The organism is Nocardioides sp. S-1144 (assembly GCF_005954645.2).
In the GTDB taxonomy this organism is placed as follows: domain Bacteria; phylum Actinomycetota; class Actinomycetes; order Propionibacteriales; family Nocardioidaceae; genus Nocardioides; species Nocardioides dongxiaopingii.
Window position 1 is genome coordinate 1,421,228 of record NZ_CP040695.2, and the last position, 25,622, is coordinate 1,446,849.

A 25,622-nucleotide genomic window follows, 5' to 3' on the forward strand; every position below is an offset into this window, starting at 1 on the left:
GGCTGTCCGGGCCCGGCCCGGTGCTCGATAGCCTGGGGTCATGAGCACTGACCGCGTTGTCATCCTCGGCGGCGGGCCCGGTGGCTACGAGGCCGCCCTCGTCGCCGCCCAGCTCGGCGCCGACGTCACCGTCGTCGACTCCGACGGCATCGGCGGCTCGGCGGTCCTCACCGACTGCGTGCCCAGCAAGACCCTCATCGCCACCGCCGAGGTGATGACGCAGGTCGCCGCCGCGGCCGAGCTCGGCATCGACTTCCACGACTCCGAGGGCGACGCCGCGACCACGATCCGGGTCGACCTCGCGCGGGTCAACGCGCGGGTCAAGCAGCTCGCCACCGACCAGTCCGAGGACATCGCGCGCCGCCTCGACAAGGAGGGCGTCACCGTCGTCCGGGGCCGCGGCCGGCTCGCCGGGCCGGGCCGGGTCGTCGTCGGCGACACCACGTACGACGCCGACGCCATCCTGGTCGCCACCGGCGCCGCACCGCGCACCCTGCCGAGCGCCCAGCCCGACGGCGAGCGGATCCTCACCTGGGAGCAGGTCTACGACCTCACCGAGGTGCCGACCGAGCTCGTCGTCGTCGGCTCCGGGGTCACCGGCGCCGAGTTCGCCAGCGCCTACCTCGCGCTCGGCATCCCGGTCACGCTCGTCTCCAGCCGCGACCGCGTGCTCCCGGGCGAGGACGCCGACGCCTCGCTCGTGCTCGAGGAGGTCTCCACACGCCGCGGCATGACGGTGCTGTCGAAGTCGCGGATGGAGTCGGTCACCCGTGACGGCGACGTCGTCACGGTCCGTCTCACCGACGGCCGGGAGGTGCGGGCCAGCCACTGCATCCTGGCCCTCGGCTCGGTGCCGAACACCCGCGACCTCGGCCTCGAGGAGGCCGGCGTCGTGCTCGACGACGGCGGTTTCGTCAAGGTCGACCGGGTCTCGCGCACCGCCGCGCGCGGCGTGTACGCCGCCGGCGACTGCACCGGCGTCCTGATGCTGGCCAGCGTCGCCGCCATGCAGGGCCGGATCGCGATGTGGCACCTGCTCGGCGACACCGTGCACCCGCTCGACCTCAAGAAGGTCTCCTCCAACGTCTTCACCGCGCCCGAGATCGCCACCGTGGGCTGGTCGCAGCAGGCCGTCGACGCCGGCGAGATCCAGGCCGAGTCGGTGATGCTGCCGCTGGCCGGCAACCCGCGCGCCAAGATGCAGGGCGTCCGCGACGGGTTCGTGAAGCTCTTCTGCCGCCCGGGCACCGGCATCGTCGTCGGGGGAGTGGTGGTCGGGCCGCGAGCCAGCGAGCTCATCCACGCGGTCGCGGTCGCCGTCGGCGAGTCGCTCACCGCCGACCAGCTGGCCCAGGTCTTCACCGTCTACCCGTCGAACAGCGGGTCGATCGCCGAGGCCGCGCGCCGCCTGCACCACGTGTAGCACCGCTCACCGGACCGCGGGAGGCTCACGGCAGCGCTCGGAGCAGCTCCCGCATCCGGGTGATCTCGGCGCTCTGGCCGGCGATCACGTCGCTGGCCATCTCGGTGGCCCGGAGGTCCTCGCCCTCGACGACCTGCTGCTCGGCCATGCCCACGGCGCCCTGGTGGTGCTGGATCATGTCCTCGAGGAAGCGGCGGTCGAACGCCGTCCCGTCGGTCGCCGCGAGCGCGTCGACCTGGGCGGTGGTGAGCATGCCGGGCATGCCGACCTCGGTCATGGCGGCCACGCCCTCGACGGTGGGCTCCGGCAGGTCGTGGTCGACCAGCCAGGCCGCCATCACCAGGACCTCGCGGCCCTGCCCGGCGTCGATGCCGGCGGCGAGCCGGCGCACCCGTGGGTCGACGGCGCGCTCCGCGGCGAGCTCGGTGAGGTCGATGGCCTGGCTGTGGTGGGCCACCATCATCGTCAGGTAGGTCGCGTCGGCGGCGTTCCAGTCGGCCGACGCGGGTGGCTCGGGGACGGCGTCCATCGCGTGCCCGTCACCGGCGTGGGTGTGGACAGCGGAGGGCGGGTCCGTCGTAGGCTGCTCGCCAGCACAGCCCGCGACGAGCACGAGGCAGAGCGCCGTACCAACGGCGAGTGCGCGACTCGGGTCCATGCCCAGCACCTTAGAACGGTGTGGGTGAGCGCCCCTCAGGCAGGAGAATCTCGGTGAAGCTGCTCGTCGCCCTCGGCTCGTTCGTCCTGGCGGCCGGTCTGGCCGTCGCCCCCGCGTCCGCGGACCCCGACGACCCCCCGACCCTGGAGAAGCGGCCGGCCCTGCCCGGCCACGACATCGCCCGCACCGACCCGGCGGTCCCGCGCGTCACCAGCGGCCAGGTCGACCGCAGCCGGGCCATGCGCCAGGTCGCGCGGGTGCCGCTCGCCGCCGAGCTGGCCGAGGACGGTGCGTTCGGCACCGACCTGGCGTTCAAGGGCGACTACGCCTTCGCCGGCAACTACGCCGGCTTCGCCGTCTACGACATCTCGCGGCCGCGCAGCCCGAGGCGTGTCGCCCAGGTCGTCTGCCCGGGCGCGCAGAACGACGTCTCGGTCTACCGCAACCTGCTCGTGCTCTCCGTCGACGCCGTGCTCAGCGACAACAGCTGCGACGCCGACTACGCCGAGCCGGGTGGCGACGAGGCGGCCACGTGGGAGGGCATCCGGGTCTTCGACATCTCCGACCCCCGCTCACCGCAGCTGCTGACGTCGGTCGCCACCTCGTGCGGCTCGCACACCCACACCCTCGCCCCCGACCGCGATGGCCGCAACGTCTACGTCTACGTCTCCTCCTACGGCCCTGCGCCGGGTCTCAAGGGCTGCAAGCCCCCGCACGACTCGATCAGCGTCGTCAAGGTGCCGACGAACGACGGCGCGGCGGCCCGCGTGGTCCGCACGCCGGTGCTCTTCCCCGGCGGCGGCACCCGCGGCGACGACTACAGCAGCAACACCAGCGGCTGCCACGACATCACCGCCTACCCGCGCAAGAACCTCGCCGCCGGCGCGTGCATGGGCGACGGCATCCTGCTCGACATCAGCAACCGCGCCCGCCCGAAGGTCATCGACCGCGTCAAGGACCGGCGCAACTTCGCCTTCTGGCACTCCGCGACCTTCAACAACGCCGGCACCAAGGTCGTCTTCACCGACGAGCTCGGCGGCGGCGGCGGCCCGATGTGCAACAACGACGTCGGCCCGAAGCGCGGAGCCAACGGCATCTACGACATCGTCCGTCGTGAGCTGAAGTTCCGCAGCTACTACAAGATGCCGCGCGTGCAGTCGGACACCGAGAACTGCGTGGCCCACAACGGCTCGCTGATCCCGGTCAAGGGCCGCGACATCATGGTGCAGGCCTGGTACCAGGGCGGCACGTCGGTCTTCGACTTCACCAACTCCCGCAAGCCGCGCGAGCTCCAGCACTTCGACCGGGGCGCGATCTCCGACCGCCGCCTCGAGCTGGGCGGGTCGTGGTCGTCGTACTGGTACAACGGTTTCGTCTACTCCAGCGACATCACCCGCGGGCTCGAGGTCTTCCAGATCCGCACGCCGTGGGCCCGCCGGGCCGCCAAGGTGCGGCTCTCGAGCTTCAACGCCCAGTCGCAGCCCTCCTACAACGGCTGAGGGCTCCGGGCCACCACGGGTGCACCCGTGGTGGCCCGGACCCGCTCGATCGAGGGGCTCCTGCCGCCGCCGTCGTGGCTCAGGCGCGCGCTGCCGCGGGTGAGCACCTGGTAGCGGCCGCGCGCGGTCGGGTTCCCCGACTCCCGCCACGGCTCGTCCAGGCAGCACGTAGTCTCGACCGCCGGTGCCCTCGACCCCCCTGGAGTTCCCGGTGAAGCTGCTCGTCGCCCTCAGCACGCTCGTCCTGGCCGCGGGGCTCGCCGCCGGCGCTCCCGCTCAGGCCGGCGACGCGGCACCCGCCGAGCGGGCGGTGCCGTCCGTGCGCATCACCGGCAACGGCTACGGGCACGGGCACGGCCTGTCGCAGTATGGCGCCCAGGGGGCCGCCGGCCAGGGCCTGAGCCACCGGCAGATCCTCGGCTTCTACTACCCGGGCCTGACCTGGGGGAGCGCCGGGGGCAACGTCTCGGTGCTGCTGACCGCCGACACCAGTGCCGACGTCGTGGTCGTCGACCGGGCCGGCCTGCGGTACCGGAGCCTCGGCGACGGGCGCACCTTCCGACTCACCAGGCCGAGGGCCGCCCGGCTGTGGCGGATCACCCCGTCGGCGGGGGGACGCACGAGCACCCTGGCCTGGAGGGGCCAGCGCGGGCGCTGGACGACGGTCCGCACCACGCCGGGCGAGGCCCAGTTCACCGCCCGCGGGAAGCCGATCACCCTCGTCACGCCGTCGGGACGCCGGGCCTACCGCGGCGTGCTCCGCTCGGCGGGCGCGACCGCGACGACGATCCAGCGCGACACCGTGAACGTCGTCCCGCTCGACTCCTACCTCAAGGGCGTCGTGCCCCGGGAGATCCCGGCGTCCTGGCGCGCGGCGGCGCTGCGGTCCCAGGCGGTGGCGGCGCGCACCTACGCGGCCTTCGACCGTCGCGACGGCGCGGCGCGGCACTACCAGATCTGCGACACCACCAGCTGCCAGGTCTACGGCGGCTTCACCGACGAGCACCCGGCCACCAACCGCGCCATCGACGCCACCCGCGGCCAGGTGCTCCTCGACGCCGACGCGCTGCCGGCGTTCACCCAGTTCTCGGCCAGCAACGGCGGCTACCGGGCCGCCGGCTCGCAGCCCTACCTGGCCGCCGGGCGCGACCCCTACGACACCGCCTACCGCGGCTGGACGGCGACCGTCAGCGCCGACCTGGCCCGCCGGGTGGCCGCGGCCAACCCCGACGACCCCACCGACATCGGCACGTTCCGGTCGTTGACCGTGCTGGGCCGCGACGGCGGTGGCGCGTTCGGCGGCCGGGTCACCTCGATCCGGATCACCGGCACCGCCGGCTCCACGGTGCTGACCGGCGAGAACTTCCGCTACCTCGCCGCCCTCCGCTCCACCCTCTTCACGCTCTCCTGACGCCGACCCGTCGCTGATCACTGACGGGTCACCTCACCTGGAGCGCTGACCCGTCGCTGATCACTGACGGGTCACCTCACCTGGAGCGCTGACCCGTCGCTGATCACTGACGGGTCACCTCACGCGGTGCGCTGACCCGTCGCTGATCACTGACGGGTCACCTCACGCGGAGCGCTGACCCGTCAGTGATCGCTGACGGGTCAGCGTGGGGTCAGGTGAGGACGACGACCAGGTCGCCGCCGTCGACGGCCTGGGTGCCGCTGAGGGCGACCCGCTCGACCGTGCCGGCGACCGGGGCGGTGATCGAGGCCTCCATCTTCATCGCCTCGATGGTGGCGACGGTCTGGCCGGCCTCGACGGCGTCGCCCGCGGCCACGGCGAGCGTGACGACGCCCTGGTAGGGCGCCGCGACGTGGCCCGGCTTGGCGGGGTCGGCCTTCTCGGCGACGGCGACGTCGGAGGCGATCGAGCGGTCGCGCACCGAGATCGGCCGCATCTGGCCGTTGATGGTGGTCATCACGGTGCGGATGCCGCGCTCGTCGGGCTCGCTGATCGCCTGGAGCCCGATCAGCAGCGTGACGCCGGGCTCGAGCTCGACCTCGTGCTCCTCGCCCTGGCGCAGGCCGTAGAGGTAGTCGCGGGTCGGCAGCACCGAGATGTCGCCGAAGGTCTGCCGGGACTCGTCGAACTCGCGCGTCGGGCCGGGGAAGAGCAGCTGGTTGAGGGTGCGCCGCCGCGTCGGCGCGGCGCCGGCCAGGCCGGCGGCCTGATCGTCGGTGAGGTTCTCCGCGGGCGCCTTCCAGGTGCGGCCCTCGAGGGCCCGCGACCGGAACGGCTCGGGCCAGCCGCCGGGCGGGTCGCCGAGCTCGCCGTTGAGGAAGCCGATCACGGAGTCGGGGATGTCGTAGCGCGACGGGTCCTCGGCGAACTCGGCCGGGTCGGCGCCGATGCCGACCAGCGCGAGGGCCAGGTCACCGATCACCTTCGAGGACGGCGTCACCTTCGGCACCCGGCCGAGGATGTCGTTGGCCGCGGCGTACATGTCCTCGACCTGCTCGAACTTCTCGCCCAGGCCGAGGGCGATCGCCTGCTGGCGCAGGTTGGAGAGCTGACCGCCGGGGATCTCGTGGCGGTACACGCGGCCGGTGGGGGCGGGCAGGCCCGACTCGAACGGCGCGTAGACGCGGCGGGTCGCCTCCCAGTACGGCTCCAGGGCGTTGACGGCGGCCAGCGACAGGCCGGTCTCCCGCGGGGAGTGGTCGGTCGCCGAGACCAGGGCCGACAGCGCCGGCTGGGACGTCGTGCCGGCCACCGCCGCGCAGGCCGCGTCGACGGCGTCCACCCCGGCGTCGATCGCCGCCAGGAGCGTGGCGAGCTGCCCGCCCGGGGTGTCGTGGGTGTGCAGGTGCACCGGGAGGTCGAAGCGGTCGCGCAGCGCGGAGACCAGGGTGCGGGCGGCCGGCGCGCGCAGCAGGCCGGCCATGTCCTTGATCGCCAGCACGTGCGCGCCGGCGTCGACGATCCGCTCGGCCAGGCGCAGGTAGTAGTCGAGGGTGTAGAGGTCCTCGTCGGGGTTGGACAGGTCGCCGGTGTAGCAGAGGGCGACCTCGGCGACGGCGGTGCCCGTGGCGCGCACGGCCTCGATCGCCGGTCGCATCTGCTCCACGTCGTTGAGGGCGTCGAAGACCCGGAAGACGTCGATGCCGGTCGCCGCGGCCTCCTCGACGAAGGCGTTGGTGACGGCGGTCGGGTACGGGGTGTAGCCCACGGTGTTGCGCCCGCGCAGCAGCATCTGCAGGCAGATGTTGGGCACCGACTGCCGCAGCACGGCCAGCCGCTCCCACGGGTCCTCGCCGAGGAAGCGCAGCGCGACGTCGTAGGTCGCCCCGCCCCAGGCCTCGAGCGACCACAGCTCGGGCGTCGTGCGGGCCACGTGCCCCGCGACGGCGTCCAGGTCGCGGGTGCGGACCCGGGTGGCCAGCAGCGACTGGTGGGCGTCGCGGAACGTGGTGTCGGTGACGGCGACGCGGTCCTGGGCGCGCAGCCGGCGGGCGAACTCCTCCGGGCCGACCTCCAGCAGCAGCTGGCGGGTGCCGTCGGGGGCCGGGACCTCGAGGTCGACCGAGGGCAGCTTGCTCACCGGGTCGATGCTCACCGGCGCGGCGCCGTGCGGCTGGTTGACCGTGACGTCGGCGAGGTAGGTCAGCAGCTTGGTGCCGCGGTCGCCGGAGCTGCGGGCGCTCAGCAGCTGCGGGTGGGTCTCGATGAACGACGTCGTCACCCGGCCGGCGGCGAAGTCGGGGTCGTCGAGCAGCGCCTGGAGGAAGGGGATGTTGGTGGAGACGCCGCGGATGCGGAACTCCGCCACCGCGCGCTTGGCCTTGGCGACCGCGCTCTCGAAGGTGCGGCCGCGGCAGGTGAGCTTGGCCAGCATCGAGTCGAAGTGCGCCGAGACCTCGGCGCCGGTGTAGACCGTGCCGCCGTCGAGCCGGATGCCGCCGCCGCCGGGGGAGCGGTAGGTGGTGATGATGCCGGTGTCGGGACGGAAGTTGTTGGCGGGGTCCTCGGTGGTGATCCGGCACTGCAGGGCGGCGCCGCGCAGCTGCACGGTCTCCTGCGACAGGCCGAGGTCGTCGAGGGTCTCGCCCGCGGCGATCCGCAGCTGCGACTGCACGAGGTCGACGTCGGTGACCTCCTCGGTCACGGTGTGCTCGACCTGGATGCGCGGGTTCATCTCGATGAAGACGTAGTTGCCCGCCGGGTCGAGGAGGAACTCGACGGTGCCGGCGTTGCGGTAGCCGATCTCGCGGGCGAAGCGGACGGCGTCCGCGCACATCCGCTCCCGCAGCTCGGGGTCGAGGTTGGGGGCCGGCGCGATCTCGACGACCTTCTGGTGCCGGCGCTGCACCGAGCAGTCGCGCTCGAAGAGGTGCATCACGTGGCCCGCGCCGTCGGCGAGGATCTGCACCTCGATGTGGCGCGGCTCGACGACGGCCTGCTCGATGAAGACCGTCGGGTCGCCGAAGGCGCCCTCGCCCTCGCGCATGCAGGTCGCGACCGCCTCGCGCAGGTCCCGGGGGTCGTCGACGCGGCGCATGCCGCGCCCGCCGCCACCGGCGACGGCCTTGACGAACAGCGGGTACGGCAGGTCCGCGGCCGCGGCGACGAGGGTGTCGACGTCGGTGCCGGGCTCGACGCTGGCCAGCGTCGGGACGCCGGCCGCCTTGGCCGCCGCGATCGCGCGCGCCTTGTTGCCGGTCAGCTCGAGGACGTCGGAGGTCGGGCCGACGAAGGTGATGCCGGCGTTCGCGCAGGCCTCGGCCAGCGCCGGGTTCTCCGAGAGGAACCCGTAGCCGGGGTAGACGGCGTCCGCGCCCGCCCGGAGGGCGACCGCCACGATCGCGTCGGCGTCGAGGTAGGCGCGCACGGGGTGGCCGCGCTCGCCGATCTCGTAGGCCTCGTCGGCCTTGAGGCGGTGCTCGGACCAGCGGTCCTCGTAGGGGAACACCGCCACCGTCTTCGCGCCGAGCTCGTAGGCGGCGCGGAAGCCGCGGATCGCGATCTCGCCTCGGTTGGCGACCAGGACCTTGGAGAACATGGCCGCAAACCTAGTGGCGGCGGGGACCGTCCCGGTCACGAGTCTCATGGTGCGGGTGGTGCGCGCGCCGGCGTGGCGCCGCCCGGCTCACGCGTCGCGGGGTCGGACGTGCTCGGCCAGGGCGGCGATGTCGGAGGGTGCGGTGCCGCAGCAGCCGCCGACCAGCCGCGCGCCGGCGTCGACCCAGGCGTCGACCAGGTCCAGGTCGAGACCGCCGGCGCCCTCCCACTCCCGGGTCGCGCTGTTCCAGGTGCCGCCGCGGTTGGGGTAGACGACGCCGGGCAGCCCGGTGACGGCGACGCTGGTCGTGACGGCGTGCAGCACGTCGCCGGGTGCGGAGCAGTTGACGCCGGCGGCCACCAGCGAGGTGCTGCCGCGCAGCACCGCGTAGGCCTCCTCGAGCGGCTGCCCGGCGGCGGTCGTGGTGCCCCGGACGACGTAGCCGAACCAGGCGGGGATGCCGATCTCGTCGAGCAGCGGCACCAGCACGGCCGCCTCGTCGAGGTCGGGGACGGTCTCGACGGCGAGCAGGTCGGGCCCGGCGGAGGCCAGGAGCTCGAGGCGCGGACCGTGGAAGTCGCGCAGCTCGCGCGCGGTGCGGCCGTAGCGGCCGCGGTACTCCGAGCCGTCGGCCAGCACGGCGCCGTAGGGCCCGACGGACGCCGCCACCCGCAGCCCGGTCCGGAGCGTGTCGGTCGCCTCGTCGCGGGCGACGCGGGCGAGCTCGACCGCTGCCACGACCAGCCGCCGCGCCTCGGCCTCGTCGTGGCCGGCGGCGACGAGGCTCGGGACGCTCGCCTGGTAGCTGGCCGCGGTGGCGACCTCGGCCCCCGCCTCGAAGTAGGCCCGGTGGGCCGCGACGACCCGGGCCGGGTCGTCGCGCACCAGGCGGGCGGTCCACAACGCCGAGCCGAGGTCGGCGCCGAGCTCCTCCAGGGCCGTGGAGAGGCCGCCGTCGAGGATGGTCGTGGTGGTGGTCGCGGTCATGCGGAGAGGCTAGGGCGTCCCGGGCCGGGCTCGAGGAACTGCTCGACCAGCCCGGGGACGGCGTCGGCGGCCAGCGCCACGGCGGCCGGCTCCGGCACGTCGGGCACGGTGACCGACCCGCCACCGCCCGCTGTCGTCGCCACCAGCGTGGTCAGCCCGGCCCGGCGCTGGAACCAGGTGGCCCGCAGGTTCCAGCCGATGACGTGCTCGACACCGAGCGCCTCGCGGCGCCGGGTCAGGCTCCCGGAGCGGACGACGACGTGGCGCCCGGCGAGCACGTGCCCGAGCCCGGCGACCCGGTCGGCGGCGAGCACGGCGGAGCCGGCGAGGGCCGCGGTCGCGACGACCACCGGCCACCACCAGCCGGTGGCGACCACGAGGACGACGGCCGCGGCGACCACGGGCAGCGCGCCGAGCAGCGCGCGGGTCCAGCGTCGCCGCGACGCCCGCGGGCCGTGCCCGACGAGCGGGGCGTCGACGGGTGCGGCCGAGCCGACCAGCTCGCGGGCGACCCGGGTCGCGACGGCGGCGGGGGAGGGCGGGACCAGGGTCGAGCTGCCGCTCTCGCTGCGGTCGACGCCGGTGACGATCGCCTGGAGGTGGCGGCCGCCGGCGAGGCGGAGGGCGAGCGGCTCCCCGAGCGCGACGCCGGCGAGGCGGCCCTCGTCGATGCTGGTCTCGCGGGTGGTGAGCAGCCCGCGCCGCACGTGCCAGGCGCCGGCGGCGCGGGTGAGCCGGTAGCCGCCGTTGGTGACGAGGTAGCCGAGCACCGAGGCGGTCACCAGCACGACGAGGGCGCCCACGACCAGCACGGCGATCCCGAGGAGGGAGGGCACGGCGACGTCGCCGACGTCGAGGCGCTCCCAGAGGTCGAGCGAGTCGAGCACCTGGCTCAGGCCGCCCACGGTCGCCGCGACGACGACGGCGCCGGTGGCGGTGAACGGCGCGAACCGCAGCCAGCGCACGTCGAAGGTGGCCAGGGTCCGCGGCGCCGCGAGGTGGGCGCCCGCCGGGTCGACGTCCGCGCCCTCCGTGCCGTCGGTCGCGGCGGGTCCGACCGGCGCGGCGTGCAGCAGCTCGGCGCGCAGCGCGTGCGCCCGGGCGACCGGGAGCCCGTCGAGGTCGAGCGACTCACCGTCGTCGCTGCTGGCCAGGCCGGTGCCGATGCGCAGGGTGGTCAGGCCGAGCAGCCGGTGGATGAGGGAGGCGGTCAGGTCGACGGTGCGCACGCGCGCGACCGGCGTCGACGTGACCCGGCGGCTCAGCAGGCCGCGGCTGAGCTCGACGCGTCCGTCGGCGACCCGGAACCGCGTCGTGAGGTAGCGGAAGATGCCGTACGCGATCGGCGCGACGACGCCGAGCAGCTGCCACGGGGGGCCGCCGGAGGCCGAACCGGCGATCAGCAGGCCGACGAGGACCGGCAGGAACCGGACCAGCTCGCGCACCGGGTGGACCAGGAGCATCCGGGCGTCGAGGCGCTGCCAGCCCTGGTCGGGGGACGCGGACGGGTCGGGCGGCGGGGGCGGGCCGGGTGGCGCGGGCGGCGGGGGCGCTGGGGGCGGGCCGGGTGGCGCGGGCGGCTCGCTCACGTGGCGTCGCCCTCGACGGCGTCGGCCCGGAGGGTGAGGTCGTCGACCAGGCGGCGCGCGGTGTCGCGGTCGAGGCCGTCGATGCTGATCGCGCCGGCGGCCGAGGCGGTGGTGATGGTGACGCGGGCGAGGCCGAAGAGCCGGGCGACGGGCCCCTCGGCGTAGTCGACGGTCTGGATCCTGCTCATCGGGGCGATCCGCCGCTCGCGCGCCCACCACCCGGTCTGGGTGTACACGGCGGTCTCGGTGGTCTCCCAACGGTGCACCAGGTAGCGCCACCGCGGGACGACGGCGGCCCACCCGACCTGCACGACGGCCAGGGCGGCGATCGTCCAGGCCGGCACGCGGTCCCAGAGCAGGACGGCGCCGGTGAGCAGCGCGACCGCGAACACACCCTCGACGACCGCGCTCAGGTGCCACATCGTGCGCGCCCGGGGGCTGACCCGGTGGGCGGGCTCGCGCAGGCTGATCCCGACCGTCGTCCCTGCTGCACCCACGTCGGCGAGCGTAGTGGGCGCAGCGGCACCGCCGGGCCCGGCGGGCGGGCTGCACGTGCCGGCCGAGCCCCTACGCTGCCGCCATGGACCTGGTGGTCGTCGGCGAGGTGTGGTGGTGGCGCGGGCCGTCGCCGTTCCACTTCGTGAGCGTGCCCGCCGAGGAGTGCGCCGAGCTCGCCGAGGTCGCCCCGATGGTGTCCTACGGCTGGGGGATGGTCCCGGTGACCGGTCGGGTCGGTGGCACCGGGTTCACGACGTCGCTGTGGCCCCGGGACGGCGGGTACGTCGTCCCGCTCAAGGACGCCGTCCGCCGGGCCGAGGGCGTCGGGCTCGGCGACGTCGTCACGGTGCAGCTCACGGTCCGGATGCCGCACGAGCGGTAGCCCGTCCCGCGCCGCGCCGCGGGACGCCGCGTAGGTTGAGGCACCGTGAACGAGCAGCCGCCCCTCGCGCCCGTCTCGGCCGACGCGATCGAGGAGTCCGCGCGCCGCGTCGCCGGCGTCGCGGTGCGCACCCCGCTGGAGCGGAGCACCCGGCTGTCGCGGCTGACCGGGCTCGACGTCTGGCTGAAGCGCGAGGACCTCCAGCCGGTGCGGTCCTACAAGATCCGCGGCGCCTACAACTTCATGGCCCAGCTGAGCGAGGAGACCCTGACCCGCGGTGTGGTGTGCGCGAGCGCCGGCAACCACGGCCAGGGGGTGGCCCTGGCCTGCGGCCGGCTGCGCGCCGAGGGGCGGATCTACGTCCCGAAGACGACCCCGCGGCAGAAGCGCGACCGGATCGCCGCGCTCGGCGGCGGCAGCGTCGCCGTCGTCGTGCTCGGCGACACCTACGAGGAGGCGAGCGCCGCCGCCGCGGCCGACGCCGCCCGCACGGGCGCGACCCTGGTGCCGGCCTTCGACGACCCGCGCACGATCAACGGCCAGGGCACCGTGGCACCGGAGATCGTCGAGCAGCTCGGCCACGCGCCCGGCGCCGTCGTGGTCCCGGTCGGTGGGGGCGGCCTGCTGGCCGGCACGGCGACGTGGCTGCGCGAGCGCGGTCACACCACGCGCATCGTCGGGGTCGAGCCGGCCGGCGCGGCCTGCCTGGCCGCCGCGATCCGCGCCGGTGGCCCGGTGGACCTGCCCTCGGTCGACACCTTCGTCGACGGTGCGGCCGTCGGCCGTGCCGGCGCGCACACCCACGCCGCGGTCCGCGACAGGGGCGTCGACCTGGTCACCGTCGAGGAGGGCCGGGTCTGCACCGAGATGCTCGACCTCTACCAGAGCGACGGGATCATCGCCGAGCCCGCCGGCGCGCTCGCCACGGCCGCGCTGCTCGCCCTCGACCTGCTGCCGGGCTCCGACGTCGTGTGCGTGGTCTCCGGGGGCAACAACGACGTCAGCCGCTACGGCGAGGTGCTCGAGCGCTCGCTCGTGCACCGCGGGCTCAAGCACTACTTCCTGGTCTCGTTCCCGCAGGAGCCCGGCGCCCTGCGCCGCTTCCTCGACGAGGTGCTCGGCCCCGACGACGACATCACCCTGTTCGAGTACGTCAAGCGCAACAACCGGGAGACCGGCCCGGCCCTCATCGGCGTCGAGCTCGCCGACCCCGGCGACCTGACCGGCCTGCTCGAGCGGCTCGAGGTCAGCCCGGTGAGCGTCGAGCCGGTCGAGCCGGGCAGCCCGTTCTTCCAGTTCCTCGTCTGAGCCCCGGCCGGGCCGGGACGCAGCCGGCGGGGTCCCGCCGGTCCACCTCGACGGGTGGACCGACGGGTCGGCGCCACGAGCACGCTGTCCAGATGAAGTACATCCTGCTGCTCGTCATCCTGGTCATCGTCGCGGCGCTGGCCTACCGGTTCCTGCTCGCGGGACGCACCCGCCGCTGACCGGTCCGCTCAGGCGAACTCGTGGGCCGCGATCGCGGCCTGCAGCGCCTCGTCGTCGATGCTGCTGTAGGCACGGCCGTCCTCGATGAAGGCGATGAACGGGCAGCTGGCCTCCGGGGCCTCGAGGTCGGGGGCCGTGCCGAGGTCGCGACCAGTCGCCGCCTCCGCGAACCGCAGCGAGTACGGCACGGTGACGTAGGTGTAGGTGATCGGCTTGTCGTCGGCGTCGGTCGACTCGCACTTGACCTGGTCGGCCGGCTCGCCCGGCGTCAGGCAGGCGACCACGCTCACCTTCTCGAAGTCCTCGTAGTCGACGTAGTAGGGCTTGTCGGAGGGCACGTACTGCGACAGCCACAGGTCGTTGCCGGGCAGCTGCTTGAACGGCGAGATCTTGGGCGACGCCGGGTCGTAGGCGGCGGCGTTGGACATCGCGCCGCCGTCGCACACGTCGCCGACGTCGGAGCCGTACTCCGCCGTGAACGGCGTCCCCGTGCCCTCGGCGGGCTCGGTCTCGGTCGGCTCGACGGGCGAGGGCTCGGGCTCCTCCGGCTCGGTGGGGGAGTCGCTCTCGGCCGGCGTGCTCGGGTCGGCGGGGGCGGAGGTGTTGTCGTCGCGCGCGGTGTCGTCGCCGTCGCCGTCGTCGTCGCCCGAGACGACGAAGCCGATGGCGGTGCCCACGCCGACCACGAGGACCAGGGCCAGCACGCCCAGGCCGATCCACAGGCCGCGGCGCGACCCGCCGCCGCCGGGGCCCCCGGGGCCGGGCTGGCCGTACGGCGGCTGTCCGCCCCACCCGGGCGGCTGGCCACCGTAGGGGGGACCGCCGTAGGGCGGGCCGCCGTAGGGCGGGCCGCCGTAGGGCGGACCGCCGGGCGGGGGACCGGACGGGGGACCCTGGGGCGGGTACCCGCCGCCGGGCGGGGGCGACATGGGCGGGGGCGGCACGTGACCGGACATCGACAACTCTCCTGGGGCTTGCTCGGGGACCGCAGCCTGTCCGGTGGGCGGGCCGGACAAACCCATCGGGGCGGGCCGGTCGGACTGCTCAGCCGGCGGACGCGACGGCGCGCCCGGCCGCCCGGCCGGAGAAGATGCAGCCGCCCAGGAAGGTGCCCTCCAGCGCGTTGTGGCCGTGCACCCCGCCGCCGCCGAACCCCGCGACCTCACCCGCGGCGTACAGGCCGGGGACGGGCTCGCCCGAGGCGTCGAGGGCCCGCGACGACAGGTCGGTCTGGATCCCGCCGAGCGTCTTGCGGGTCAGGATGTTCAGCCGGACGGCGATGAGCGGGCCGTGCGCCGGGTCGAGGATCCTGTGCGGCTTGGCGACGCGGACCAGCTTGTCGGTGCGGGAGCGGCGGGCGTTGGCGACCAGCATCAGCTGGGCGTCCTTGGAGAAGCCGTTGTCGAGCTCCCGGTCGCGGGCCGCGACCATCGCCTCGACCTCGGCGGCGTCGAGCTGCGGCCCGCGTGCGATGGCGTTCATGCCGGCGACCAGCTCGGCGACCGAGTCGGCGACCACGAAGTCCTCGCCGTGCTCCTTGAACGCCTCCACCGGCGACGGCGCGCCCTTGGCCAGCCGCTCGCGCAGCAGGACCCGGAGGTCCTTCTCGGTCACGTCGGGGTTCTGCTCGGAGCCCGAGAGCGCGAACTCCTTCTCGATGACCGACTGGGTGAGCACGAACCAGGAGTAGTCGTGGCCGGTCGCGAGGATGGCGCGCATCGTGGCGAGGTTGTCGCAGCCGGGGAAGTTCGGTGCCGGGAACCGCTTCCCGTGCGCGTCGAGCCACAGCGACGACGGCCCGGGGATGATCCGGATCGCGTGGTCGGGCCAGATCGGGTCCCAGTTGTGCACGCCCTCGGTGTAGTGCCACATCCGGTCGCGGTTCACGACGTGGGCGCCGGCGGCCTCGCTGATGGCGAGCATCCGCCCGTCGACGTGGGCCGGGACGCCGGAGATCAGGTGCTCGGGCGCCGGACCCATCCGCTCGGTCGGCCAGGTCTGCCGGACGAGGTCGTGGTTGCCGCCGATGCCGCCCGAGGTGACGACCACCGCCGGGGCGCGCAGCTCGAAGGTGTCGACGACCTCGCGCGCGGACCTCACCCCGCGGTCCTCCTCGCTCGGCACGAGCACGGAGCCGCGGACGCCGACCACCGTCGGTCCGGCCGGTCCGTCCTCGACGACGACCTCGTCGACCTGGTGGCGGAAGGCGAAGGAGACCAGGCCGCGCTCCTCGGCGGCGAGCACCGGCTCGGCGAAGACGCGGACGACCTCCGGGCCGGTGCCCCAGGTCAGGTGGAAGCGCGGCACGGAGTTCCCGTGGCCCTGGGGGTCGGCGGCGCCGCGCTCGGCCCAGCCGACCATCGGCACCGAGCGCAGCCCGAGCGCGTGCAGGTACTCGCGCTTCTCGCCGGCGGCGAACTCGACGTAGGCCTCGGCCCACCGGCGCCCCCAGTGGTCCTCGGGGCCGTCGCCGAAGCCCGCGGAGCCGAACCAGTCCTGGAGGGCGAGCTCCCTCGAGTCCTTGATGCCCATCCGGCGCTGCTCGGGGGAGTCGACGAGGAACAGCCCGCCGAGCGACCAGAACGCCTGGCCGCCGAGGTTGGCCCGGTTCTCCTGGTCGAGCACCAGGACCTTCCGGCCGGCCAGCACCAGCTCGTGGGTGGCCACGAGGCCGGCCAGGCCGGCGCCGACGACGATCGCGTCGGGCTCGAAGGGGGGCAGGGTCACGGGGTCTCCTCGAGGAGTGGGCGGAGCAGGTCGGCGAGGACTCTCAGGCTGGCCTCGTCGCGGTCGGGGTCGGGCAGGACGTGGGCGACGGCGGCCTCGCCGTCGAGGTAGTTGACGACGACGCGGAGCGCCGCCTGGTGGGCCGGGGTCCACGGCCGGTCGGCCGGCGTCATGGCGACCACGGCGGACCCGGTGCGCCGGTGGTACTCCCGCAGGGCCGGGGCCAGGTCGGCCCGCAGCTCGGCGTCGGTGCGCGCCGCCCGCACCAGCTCATGCCAGACCTGGTTGGGCCTCGAGCGCACGAGCGCACGGAGGTGGCGCAGGGACTCGAGCAGCCCGAGCCCCGCGGGGACGTCGTCGGTCTGGCGCTCCGCAACCCGGCTCGCGGTGGCGACCAGCAGGGCCCGGCGGTGCGGGAAGTGCCGGAACAGCCCGCCCTGGCTGACCCCGGCCTCGGCGCACACGGCCGCGATGGTCGTGTCGGCGTAGCCGCGCTCGTGGACGACGACCTCGGTCGCGTCGAGCAGGCGCGAGATCGTCGCGGCGCGTCGCTCGACCTGGGTGGGCACGGGCCGACCCTAACTTGGCGAGCGGTTGCTCGCTAACTCCGGTGGTCGCCGCTCCGTGCCGCGGGGGTGTCGGCCCGGTCGTCGGCCCGCGCGTCGGCCCGGGGGGTGGCCTGCGTGGTCGCCGGGTGGGCGACGCCGTGCAGGTCGTGGGGCAGGTCGGCGTAGGCCCACTGGTGCACGCGGGCGTGCAGGCAGGCCCGGTCGACGTCCCCGGCCCGCAGGACCTCGAGCAGGTCGGCGTGCTCCACGGCGACGCGGTTCAGGTCGGGCGCGGCGACGACCAGCGCGATGGCGGTGCGCGCCTCGATCTGCAGGCCCTCCCAGGCGCGGTCGAGCAGCAGGTTGCCGCTCGCCTGGACGATCCGCCGGTGGAACCGGCTGCTGGCGACCCCCATCGCGTGCAGGTCCTCGCCCTCGGCGCTCCGGTACATCTCGACGACGTCCGCCTCCAGCGCCTCCCAAGGGAGCTGTCCGCCGATCAGCGCCAGCCGGGTGGCCGCCTCCTCCAGGGCGGCGCGCACCACGTAGGCCTCGCGGAGCGTCTGCTCGACGAAGGGGAGCACGTGCCTGCCGCGGCGCGGGCGGCTCTCGATCAGGCCGAGTCCCTCGAGCTCGCGCAGCGCCTCGCGGACCGGAGCCTGGCTGGTTCCGTAGTCGGCGGCGATCTTGGTCTCGACCAGCCGCTCCCCGCTCTCCAGATCGCCGGAGACGATCGCCTCGACGAGGCCGTCGCGGATCCGCTCGCTCAGGGTGGGCTTGGCGACCCGGCCGGCGGGGGCGCGCGGCGCGGGCACGGAGGTCGTCATGCGTCAGGGCTCTTCTTCCGGTGGCGGAGGTGTGGCCGTCGCACGACGCCGGACGGCGGCATTGACCAGCATAGGGGGAACCAGTACGGTCATTATCGATATCGATAATGGAGGGCAGATGCTCACCGAAGTTCACGTTCCCGACGATCTGTCCGAGGCCCTCCGGCTCCTTGCCGGGGGAGCCCGGGTGCTGGGTGGCGGCACGAGCCTGATGCCGCGGCTCAACGACCACGCCTCGGCGCCCACCGAGCTGGTGAGCCTGCGCCGGGCCGGCCTGGCCGGCGTGCGCGTGGACGGGTCCACCGTCCGCATCGGCGCCACGACCACGCTGGCCGCGCTCGAGCACGACGACCGGGTCGCGTTCCTGTCGCCCGTGGTGCGCTCGATCGCCTCGGTCCCGGTGCGCAGCCTGGCGACCGTGGGGGGCAACCTGTTCGCCGAGCAGCCCTACGGCGACCTGACCGTCGCGCTGGTCGCGCTGGACGCCCGGGCCTCGGTGCTGGACGCCGCGGGCCACCGCGAGGAGCCGGTGGCCTCGCTGGCCGGACAGCACCCGGGGCTGGTCACCGAGCTGGTGCTGGAGGTCCCGGCCCCCTCCGCCTTCCGCTACCTCAAGGCGACCCGACGCCGGTACAACTCGGCCTCGATCGTGACGGTCGCCGCTGTCGTCGAGCAGGCCGACGGCGTCGTGTCCGCCGCCCGCGTCGCCGTCGGGGGAGTCGGGCGGCAGGTCGTCCGCGCGACCGCCGTCGAGGAGGCCCTGCTGGGCCGGCCGCTCGACGAGGCCACCGTGGCGGGCGCCGCCCAGGCCGGTCTCGACCAGCTCGACCCGCGCGACGACGCCTACGCCTCGGCCTGGTACCGAGCCCGCGTGTTCCCCGTCCACCTGCGCCGAGCCCTGCTCGGGCGCTGACTGCGAAGAAGGTCCCGCGATGACGGTCAAGATCGTCAACCTGAAGCTCAACGGCGTCGACAAGGCCTTCATGGCCCGACCCGAGACCACGCTGCTCCTCGGCCTGCGCGAGCAGCTGGGGATGATGGGCGCGAAGCGCGGCTGCGCGCAGGGCGCCTGCGGCTCCTGCACGGTGCTGCTGGACGGCGACCCGGTGGTGTCGTGCCTGGTGCCCGCCGTCACGGTCGACGGGTCCGCCGTCGGCACCATCGAGGGCCTGGCCGACGGCCAGGTGCTCAGCCACGTGCAACAGGCCTTCCTCGACGGGTTCGCCACGCAGTGCGGCTTCTGCACGCCCGGCATGATCATGTCCGCGGAGGCGCTCCTGGAGCGCAACCCCGACCCGACGACCGAGGAGGTCCAGGAGGCGATCAGCGGCAACGTGTGCCGGTGCACCGGTTACGAGCCGATCATCACCGCCATCCTCGACGCCGCCGCCCGTCGTCGGGCCGCGACCGCCACCACCACCCCGGAGACCGACGCGGGTCCACCGCCGACCACGGCGTACGAGTCCTCCGAGGGAATGCGGGCGGACGTGTGATGGCCAAGATCAACGAGATCGACACCGAGTTCTTCGCCGACGAGCGCACGTCGGACTTCACCGTCATCGGCACGCCCGCCCAGCGGTCCGACGCGCTCGGCCACGTCACCGGGCGGACCGAGTTCTTCGAGGACCGTGCCTTCCCGGACCTGGCCCACGTCAAGATCCACCGCTCGGTGCACCACCACGCCCGGATTGACGACATCGACTGCTCCGAGGCCCTCGCGGTCCCGGGCGTGCTCCGGGTCATCACCCACCACGACGTCCCGGCCAACTGGTACCTGGTGCTGCGGCTGATCGGCGTCGAGCCCCTCGACGAGCCGGTGCTGGCCGAGGACCGCGTGCTCTACGTGGGGGAGCCGATCGTCGCCGTCGTGGCCGACACCGAGGCGGCGGCCATCGAGGGCGCCAGCCGCGTCAAGGTGTCCTACACCGAGCTGCCCGCCGTCCTCGACGTCGAGGAGGCGCTGTCCCCGGACGCGCCGGTGATCAAGAAGGACGGCACCAACTACTTCGTCTACGAGGGCCACCACGCCCGCCGCATCCGCTTCGGCGACGTGGAGGAGGGGTTCGCGCAGGCCGACCACGTCTTCGAGTGGCGCTACAGCTCGGCACCCATCGAGCACGCGCCCACCGAGACGACCGGGTGCATCGTGGTCCCGCAGAGCGGCAACCGCCTGCTCATCCACTCCAACACCCAGGCGGCGTTCTTCACCCTCGACAACACCGCGCTGATCCTGGACCGCCCCTTCACCGACCTCCAGGTCAAGGGCGGCACCGTCGGCGGCGGCTTCGGGGGCAAGGTCGACGTGATGGTCGAGCCGCTGGCCTGCATCGCCGCGACCCTGACCAACCGGCCGGTCAAGTTCGTCTACTCCCGCGAGGAGGAGATGCAGGTCTCCTCTCCCCGGGCCGCGGAGCGGATCTACATCAAGGACGGCGTGATGGCCGACGGGCGGATCGTGGCGCGCAAGGTCATGCTCTACGTCGACTCCGGCGCCTACTCGCGGCACACGCCGTACGGCACCACGAAGGCGGCAGCCCACCTGCCCGGTCCCTACACGATCCCCAACGTCCACGCCGACTGCCACTGCGTCTACACGAACCGGACGCCGTCCAGCGCGATGCGCGGCTTCGGGGTCACCATCGCCGACTTCGCCATCGAGTCGCAGATGGACCGCATCGCGCGGGCCCTCGACATCGACCCGCTCGAGCTCCGGCTGCGCAACGCCTACCGCGACGGGGACATGAAGGCCCACCGCAAGGTCGCCTCGGGCACCGCCCTGATCGAGGTCATCCAGCGGGCCGCGGCCCTGGTCGGTCACGACCTGCCGCCGGAGTACCTGGCCCTGTCGTCGTCCACCCCGAGGGAGGCCTGAGCATGGCCCTGCTGCGTGGACGCGGCTACGCGTCCGTCAACTACCCCACCGGCATGAACCTCGGCGGTGATCCCTCCCAGGCGCTGATCCACGCCACCACCATGGGCGGCTTCGTGGTCAGCCTCTCCTCGGTCGACCTCGGCCAGGGGCTCAAGACCATCGCGGCGCAGTGCGCGGCCGAGACCCTCGGCATGCCCATGGACAACGTCATCGTCGACACCGCCGACACCGACACCGGCCCGCACTGCATGGGCACCTTCGCCAGCCGCGGCACCCACCGGGTCGGCAACGCCGTGGTCATGGCGGCGCGCGAGGCCCGCGAGGTGATGCTGCAGGTCGCCGCCGAGGAGCTCGAGGTCGACGCGGACGACCTCGAGACCGACGGCTCGGGCTACGTGCGGCTCAAGGGCAGCCCGGAGACGAAGATCCACGTCCAGGACATCGCCCTGGCCGCCCACTTCAAGCAGGGCAGGACCATCTCCGGGCGCGGGATCTTCCTCAAGGAGCGCAGCTACCCGGTCCCCGAGACCGGTGAGATGGACCCCGACTCGGCCCAGGCGCACGCCTGCACGGTCGCCGAGGTCGAGGTCGACGACGAGACCGGCATCGTCACCGTCCTCAGCCTGCACAACGCCTACGAGATCGGTCGCGCCCTGAACCCGGCGATGGTGACCCAGCAGGTCGAGGGCGGCGCGTGGATGGGTGTCTCGCACGCCGTCTTCGAGGCGACCGAGCCCTACTACCCGAGCTCCCGGGCCCACGGTCCCGTCGACTTCAGCGAGTACCTGATGCCCGGCCCGGCCGAGACCCCCGTCCAGACCAGCGTCATCCTCGAGCGGCCCGCGGCCAACGGGCCGTTCGGGGCCAAGGGCATCGGCGAGATGACGGCCAACGCCCCGATCCCGGCGGTGGCCAACGCCATCTTCGACGCCTGCGGCGTGCGGATCACGGTGATGCCGTTCACCCCGGAGTCGATCCTGCGGGGCCTCGACGAGCTGCGTGACGCGGAGCCGTCGGCCTGATGCTCATCGACCACGCCACGCTGGACCGGCAGCTGACCGAGCGCCGCTACCTCGCGGACGAGGGTCTGCTGACGGCGGTCCGCCTGGCCGTCGCGCTGGGGCGACCGCTGCTGCTGGAGGGTGAGCCCGGGGTAGGCAAGACCCAGGTCTCGCACGTGCTCGCCGACGTGCTCGGGCGCGAGCTCGTCCGCCTGCAGTGCTACGAGGGGATCGACGTGTCCCAGGCGCTCTACGAGTGGGACTACCCCAAGCAGCTGCTGAGCCTGCGCGCCGCCGAGGTCACCGGCGCCGTCGTCGCCGACCTGTACGACGACGCGTTCCTCCTGGAGCGGCCGCTGCTCAAGACCCTGCGGAGCCCCACCGGGGCGGTCCTGCTGATCGACGAGATCGACCGCGCCGACAGCGAGTTCGAGGCCTTCCTCCTGGAGTTCCTCGACGGGTTCCAGATCACCATCCCCGAGATGGGCACGGTGACCGCGACCGTGCCCCCCGTGGTGGTCCTGACCTCCAACCGGACCCGCGAGCTGCACGACGCGCTGAAGCGCCGCTGCCTCTACCACTGGATCCCGTTCCCCGAGCCGGAGCGGGAGCGGGCCATCGTCGAGGCGCAGGCGCCGGGGCTGAGCGCGCGCAGCGCCGAGCAGCTGGTGCGCTCGGTCAACGTCATCCGCGCCCTGGGCCCGGCCAAGCGGCCCGGCATCGCGGAGTCCATCGCGTGGGCCCAGGGCTCCGTGGCGCTGGCCGAGGACGGCACCGCGTGGGGCGAGGCGCTGCGGGCCTCCCTCGGGCTCCTGGTCAAGAACGAGGAGGACGTCGAGCTGGTCGGGGCCCACGACCACGAGGTGTTCACCGATGCCGACGGCTGACCCCGGGGTGCGTGTGTCGGTCGACCCGCGCCTGGTCGCCCGGACCCGGGACCACCTGGCCGCGTTCCTGCGCGCCCTGCACGACGCGGGCCTCAGCGTGCCGGCCACCAAGCAGCGGGACTTCCACGCCGGGATCGAGGCCGTGGCGCCGTCCACCACCGGACAGCTCTACTGGGTCGGCGTCGCGACGATCGTCACCTCCGAGTCCGGGCACCCGGTCTTCGACGAGGTCTTCCGCCGCTTCTTCGGCTCTCCGGAGGACGCCGTCCTCGTCGTCGACGAGCCCGCCGAGGCTCCCGAGGAGCAGGACGGGGACGACGACGAGGAGGAGCAGGGCTCGGCTCCAGCAGGGGACGAGGTCGAGGACCTCCTCGTCACGGAGACGAGCGGGTCGGGACTCCGAGCCGGACTGGGCAGCCCCGAGCTGCCGAAGCGCTTCGGGCGCACCTCGGCGTCGGCGCACGCGGTGATGCGCGAGATCGCCGCGGAGCTGCCCCGCGCGGTTCCCCGGGCGCGCTCGCGCCGCCACCGACCCGGACGCCGCCGCCACCGGGTGGACCTGCGTGCGGTCTACCTGGAGTCCCGGCGCACGCAGGGCGAGATCGTCCGGTTGCGGTGGCGGCACCGGCCGACGCAGCCGCGTCGTGTCCTGGTGCTCATCGACGTCTCCGGCTCCATGAAGCAGCACAGCCCCGACCACCTGAGGTTCGCCCACACCGTGCTCGCGACCTGCTCGGGCGCGGAGGTCTTCACCTTCGGCACCCGGCTGACCCGGGTGACCGCGGCCCTGCGGCACCGCGACGTCGACGAGGCGCTCGACTCGCTGGCTCCGCTGGTCCTGGACGCGGACGGCGGGACGCTGATCGGCGAGAGCCTGACGGAGCTCCTGGCCGACCCCCACGTCGTGACCATGGCCCGGGGCGCGCTCGTGCTGGTCCTCTCCGACGGCCTCGAGCGGGGGGACTGCACGGCCATGGTCGGGGCGGTCGGACGGCTCTCCCGCCTTGCCCACCAGCTCACCTGGTGGTCACCCCTGGCCTGCGATCCCGCCTACCGGCCGCTGACCCGCGGCATGGCCGCGGTGGTCGGCGACCTCGACGCACTGGCGGGGGTCCGCGACCTGGAGACGGCGCTGGCCCAGGTGCGCAGCTCGTTCTCCCACGCCCCCGCGCACCACCCCAGGAGGAGGAACCATGACTGACGAGCTCTACGACGGCGACATCGTCGACGCGCACCACCACGTGTGGCGCCAGGCGGACATGCCGTGGCTCTCCGGCCCCATGGTGCCCCGCATCTTCGGACCCTACGAGCCGATCCGCCGGGACTACCTCGTCGAGGAGTACGTCGAGGACGCCCGCTCGGCCGGCATCGGGACCTCGGTCTACGTGCAACCCAACTGGCCGCTGGACCGGGTCGTCGACGAGGTGCGCTGGGTCGCCGAGCTGCACGGGAGGACCGGCTGGCCGATGGCCGTGGTGGGCTGCGCCGACCTGTTCTCCGAGGACGCCGTCGAGGTGATGCGGACCCAGCAGGCGCTGAGCCCGCTCGTCGTGGGGACGCGACTCCAGCTGCACTGGCACGAGCGCCCGGAGTTCCGGTTCGCCGACGGCCCCGAGCAGATGAAGGACCCGGTCCTCGACCGCAACCTCGCGAGCCTGCCCGACCTCGGCTGGCTCTTCGAGCTCCAGGTCTTCGCCGGCCAGATGTCCGACGCCGCTGCGCTGGTCCGGGCGCACCCCCAGGTCACCTTCGTCCTGGTCCACGCCGGCATGCTCGTCGACCGGGACGACGCCGACGAGCTCGGCCGGTGGCGTCGGGGCATGGACGGCCTCGCCGCCCTCCCGAACGTGGTGGTCAAGCTGACCGGGCAGGGCACGTTCGTGCACCGTCTCGACGAGGACCTCCTGCGCCTCGTCGCCGACGAGGTGCTCGACCGCTTCGGGTCGGACCGCGCGATGTTCGGCACCAACTTCCCGGTCGAGAAGCTGTGGACCTCGATGCCCGAGCTGACCCGCGCGTGGAAGCGCGCGGTGAGCCACCGCACGCCGCAGGAGCAGGCCGACGTCTTCTCGCGCACCGCCCGGCGCACCTACGGGCTGGGGCCGGCTGGTGCGTGACATCCTGCCCTCCCTGGAGAGGTGGACGAGCGCCGCGGTGCCCTACGCCACGGGCACCGTCGTCGGGACCTGGAGCTCCGCGCCCCGCCAGCCCGGTGCCTCGATGGCGGTGGCCGCCGACGGCGAGGTCGTCGGCAGCGTCTCCGGCGGCTGCGTCGAGGGCGCGGTCTACGAGGAGTGCCGCGACGCGCTCGAGACCGGGGTGCCCCGGCTGCTGCGCTACGGGGTGTCCGACGACGACGCCCTCGCCGTCGGGCTGACCTGCGGCGGGATCCTCGACGTCTTCGTCCAACCGGTGACCGCCCAGCAGTCGGCCCTGCTCGACCAGGTCGCGGCCCTGGTGCGGGACCGGCGGCCGGTGGCGCTGGCGACGGTGGTCGCGGGGGAGTCGATCGGCCGTCAGGTCCTCCTCACCCCGGACGGGTCCGTCGGTGACCTGGGCCCGGCCCGCCTGACCGAGGCCGTGGTCGACGACGCCCGCGGCCTGCTCACCCGGGGTTCGAGCGCCACCCTGACCCTCGGCGCCGACGGGCAGCGCCGCATGGAGGAGCTCTCGGTCTTCGTCGAGTCGTTCGCCCCGCCGCCGCGACTCATCGTCTTCGGAGCCATCGACTTCGCGGCCGCGGTCGCCCGGATCGGGAAGTTCCTCGGCTACCACGTCGTCGTGTGCGACGCCCGTCCGGTGTTCGCGACGGCCACCCGGTTCCCGGACGCCGACGAGGTGGTCGTCGAGTGGCCCCACCGCTACCTGGAGCGGGCCGACGTCGACGCGTCGACGTCGCTCTGCGTGCTGACCCACGACCCCAAGTTCGACGTGCCGCTGCTCGTGGCGGCGCTCCGGACGCCGGCGGCCTACATCGGCGCGATGGGCAGCCGGCGCACCCACGACGACCGGGTCCGCCGGCTCCGGGAGGAGGGCGTCCCACCGGAGGCACTGGCGCGGCTCCGCTCGCCCATCGGCCTCGACCTCGGCGCCCGCACCCCCGAGGAGACGGCCGTCTCGATCGCGGCCGAGATGGTCGCCTCGACGTGGGGTGGCAGCGGACGTGCCCTGACCGGGACCCGACAGCCCATCCACGCCCCCAGCGGGCCCTGAGCACCACGAACCCA

The 25,622-nt window shown here is 74.0% G+C and carries 22 protein-coding genes; 13 read left to right on the forward strand and 9 right to left on the reverse strand.

What is annotated here, in order from left to right; translation table 11 throughout:
• Positions 1 to 40 precede the first annotated feature (40 nt).
• Positions 41 to 1,423 carry an NAD(P)H-quinone dehydrogenase gene (locus tag FE634_RS06740; RefSeq protein WP_138875434.1) on the forward strand — a complete coding sequence of 461 codons (1,383 nt, stop codon included), beginning with the start codon at positions 41 to 43 and terminating at the stop codon, positions 1,421 to 1,423.
• Between the two features lie 25 nt (positions 1,424 to 1,448).
• Here the strand turns inward: FE634_RS06740 and FE634_RS06745 are convergent, their stop codons facing one another.
• Positions 1,449 to 1,952, reverse strand: a complete 504-nt coding sequence (locus tag FE634_RS06745; protein WP_170981513.1) for a DUF305 domain-containing protein — start codon at positions 1,950 to 1,952, stop codon at positions 1,449 to 1,451.
• A 182-nt stretch (positions 1,953 to 2,134) separates the two neighbouring features.
• On the opposite strand from FE634_RS06745, the gene FE634_RS06750 reads away from it, so the two are divergent.
• Positions 2,135 to 3,580, forward strand: coding sequence for an LVIVD repeat-containing protein (locus FE634_RS06750; RefSeq protein WP_246060612.1), 1,446 nt, complete (start codon positions 2,135 to 2,137; stop codon positions 3,578 to 3,580).
• 184 nt (positions 3,581 to 3,764) lie between these two features.
• Positions 3,765 to 4,991, forward strand: a complete 1,227-nt coding sequence (locus tag FE634_RS06755; RefSeq protein WP_138875436.1) for a SpoIID/LytB domain-containing protein — start codon at positions 3,765 to 3,767, stop codon at positions 4,989 to 4,991.
• Positions 4,992 to 5,202: 211 nt separating this feature from the next.
• Here the strand turns inward: FE634_RS06755 and FE634_RS06760 are convergent, their stop codons facing one another.
• The 4 genes from FE634_RS06760 to FE634_RS06775 all read right to left on the reverse strand — a co-directional run bounded on the left by FE634_RS06760 (position 5,203) and on the right by FE634_RS06775 (position 11,662).
• A complete protein-coding gene (locus FE634_RS06760) occupies positions 5,203 to 8,589 on the reverse strand; it encodes a pyruvate carboxylase (RefSeq protein WP_148240458.1) in 3,387 nt (1,128 codons plus the stop codon).
• 87 nt (positions 8,590 to 8,676) lie between these two features.
• On the reverse strand, positions 8,677 to 9,576 hold the full coding sequence (mmuM, locus tag FE634_RS06765) for a homocysteine S-methyltransferase (RefSeq protein WP_138875437.1): 900 nt from the start codon (positions 9,574 to 9,576) through the stop codon (positions 8,677 to 8,679).
• Positions 9,573 to 11,165 carry a PH domain-containing protein gene (locus FE634_RS06770; RefSeq protein WP_148240459.1) on the reverse strand — a complete coding sequence of 531 codons (1,593 nt, stop codon included), beginning with the start codon at positions 11,163 to 11,165 and terminating at the stop codon, positions 9,573 to 9,575. Before FE634_RS06770 ends, mmuM begins: the two co-directional genes overlap by 4 nt.
• A complete protein-coding gene (locus tag FE634_RS06775; protein WP_262347605.1) occupies positions 11,162 to 11,662 on the reverse strand; it encodes a PH domain-containing protein in 501 nt (166 codons plus the stop codon). Before FE634_RS06775 ends, FE634_RS06770 begins: the two co-directional genes overlap by 4 nt.
• 83 nt (positions 11,663 to 11,745) lie before the next feature.
• On the opposite strand from FE634_RS06775, the gene FE634_RS06780 reads away from it, so the two are divergent.
• Together FE634_RS06780 and ilvA are read left to right on the forward strand one after the other, a co-directional pair.
• A complete protein-coding gene (locus FE634_RS06780; RefSeq protein ID WP_138875439.1) occupies positions 11,746 to 12,045 on the forward strand; it encodes a DUF1905 domain-containing protein in 300 nt (99 codons plus the stop codon).
• A gap of 45 nt (positions 12,046 to 12,090) precedes the next feature.
• Positions 12,091 to 13,353: a threonine ammonia-lyase IlvA gene (gene ilvA, locus FE634_RS06785; RefSeq protein ID WP_148240460.1), complete on the forward strand. Its 1,263-nt coding sequence runs from the start codon at positions 12,091 to 12,093 to the stop codon at positions 13,351 to 13,353.
• A gap of 188 nt (positions 13,354 to 13,541) precedes the next feature.
• Here ilvA and FE634_RS06790 read toward each other — a convergent pair whose 3' ends face one another.
• The 4 genes from FE634_RS06790 to FE634_RS06810 all read right to left on the reverse strand — a co-directional run bounded on the left by FE634_RS06790 (position 13,542) and on the right by FE634_RS06810 (position 17,635).
• Positions 13,542 to 14,489 (reverse strand): hypothetical protein, encoded by a 948-nt coding sequence (locus FE634_RS06790; RefSeq protein ID WP_187366844.1) that lies wholly within the window; start codon positions 14,487 to 14,489, stop codon positions 13,542 to 13,544.
• An 88-nt stretch (positions 14,490 to 14,577) separates the two neighbouring features.
• Positions 14,578 to 16,260 carry an FAD-binding dehydrogenase gene (locus FE634_RS06800; RefSeq protein WP_262347606.1) on the reverse strand — a complete coding sequence of 561 codons (1,683 nt, stop codon included), beginning with the start codon at positions 16,258 to 16,260 and terminating at the stop codon, positions 14,578 to 14,580.
• Positions 16,257 to 16,829, reverse strand: a complete 573-nt coding sequence (locus FE634_RS06805; protein WP_138875441.1) for a TetR/AcrR family transcriptional regulator — start codon at positions 16,827 to 16,829, stop codon at positions 16,257 to 16,259. The genes FE634_RS06800 and FE634_RS06805 overlap by 4 nt, the downstream gene beginning before the upstream one ends.
• A gap of 32 nt (positions 16,830 to 16,861) precedes the next feature.
• Positions 16,862 to 17,635, reverse strand: coding sequence for a GntR family transcriptional regulator (locus FE634_RS06810; protein ID WP_138875442.1), 774 nt, complete (start codon positions 17,633 to 17,635; stop codon positions 16,862 to 16,864).
• 118 nt (positions 17,636 to 17,753) lie between these two features.
• On the opposite strand from FE634_RS06810, the gene FE634_RS06815 reads away from it, so the two are divergent.
• From FE634_RS06815 to FE634_RS06850, 8 genes are read left to right on the forward strand one after another with little or no spacing between them, the layout of a single operon-like run.
• Positions 17,754 to 18,548, forward strand: a complete 795-nt coding sequence (locus tag FE634_RS06815) for an FAD binding domain-containing protein (protein WP_187366845.1) — start codon at positions 17,754 to 17,756, stop codon at positions 18,546 to 18,548.
• 19 nt (positions 18,549 to 18,567) lie between these two features.
• Positions 18,568 to 19,128, forward strand: coding sequence for a (2Fe-2S)-binding protein (locus FE634_RS06820; RefSeq protein ID WP_138875444.1), 561 nt, complete (start codon positions 18,568 to 18,570; stop codon positions 19,126 to 19,128).
• Positions 19,128 to 20,507 carry a xanthine dehydrogenase family protein molybdopterin-binding subunit gene (locus FE634_RS06825; protein ID WP_137293251.1) on the forward strand — a complete coding sequence of 460 codons (1,380 nt, stop codon included), beginning with the start codon at positions 19,128 to 19,130 and terminating at the stop codon, positions 20,505 to 20,507. Before FE634_RS06820 ends, FE634_RS06825 begins: the two co-directional genes overlap by 1 nt.
• Positions 20,508 to 20,509: 2 nt before the next feature.
• A complete protein-coding gene (locus FE634_RS06830) occupies positions 20,510 to 21,529 on the forward strand; it encodes a xanthine dehydrogenase family protein molybdopterin-binding subunit (RefSeq protein ID WP_137293252.1) in 1,020 nt (339 codons plus the stop codon).
• Positions 21,529 to 22,395: an AAA family ATPase gene (locus FE634_RS06835; protein ID WP_138875445.1), complete on the forward strand. Its 867-nt coding sequence runs from the start codon at positions 21,529 to 21,531 to the stop codon at positions 22,393 to 22,395. The genes FE634_RS06830 and FE634_RS06835 overlap by 1 nt, the downstream gene beginning before the upstream one ends.
• Entirely contained in the window at positions 22,382 to 23,596 is a 1,215-nt protein-coding gene (locus tag FE634_RS06840) for a vWA domain-containing protein (RefSeq protein WP_138875446.1), read from the forward strand. The genes FE634_RS06835 and FE634_RS06840 overlap by 14 nt, the downstream gene beginning before the upstream one ends.
• Entirely contained in the window at positions 23,589 to 24,512 is a 924-nt protein-coding gene (locus tag FE634_RS06845; RefSeq protein ID WP_138875447.1) for an amidohydrolase family protein, read from the forward strand. The genes FE634_RS06840 and FE634_RS06845 overlap by 8 nt, the downstream gene beginning before the upstream one ends.
• Positions 24,505 to 25,608 carry an XdhC family protein gene (locus tag FE634_RS06850; RefSeq protein ID WP_148240461.1) on the forward strand — a complete coding sequence of 368 codons (1,104 nt, stop codon included), beginning with the start codon at positions 24,505 to 24,507 and terminating at the stop codon, positions 25,606 to 25,608. The genes FE634_RS06845 and FE634_RS06850 overlap by 8 nt, the downstream gene beginning before the upstream one ends.
• Positions 25,609 to 25,622 lie beyond the last annotated feature (14 nt).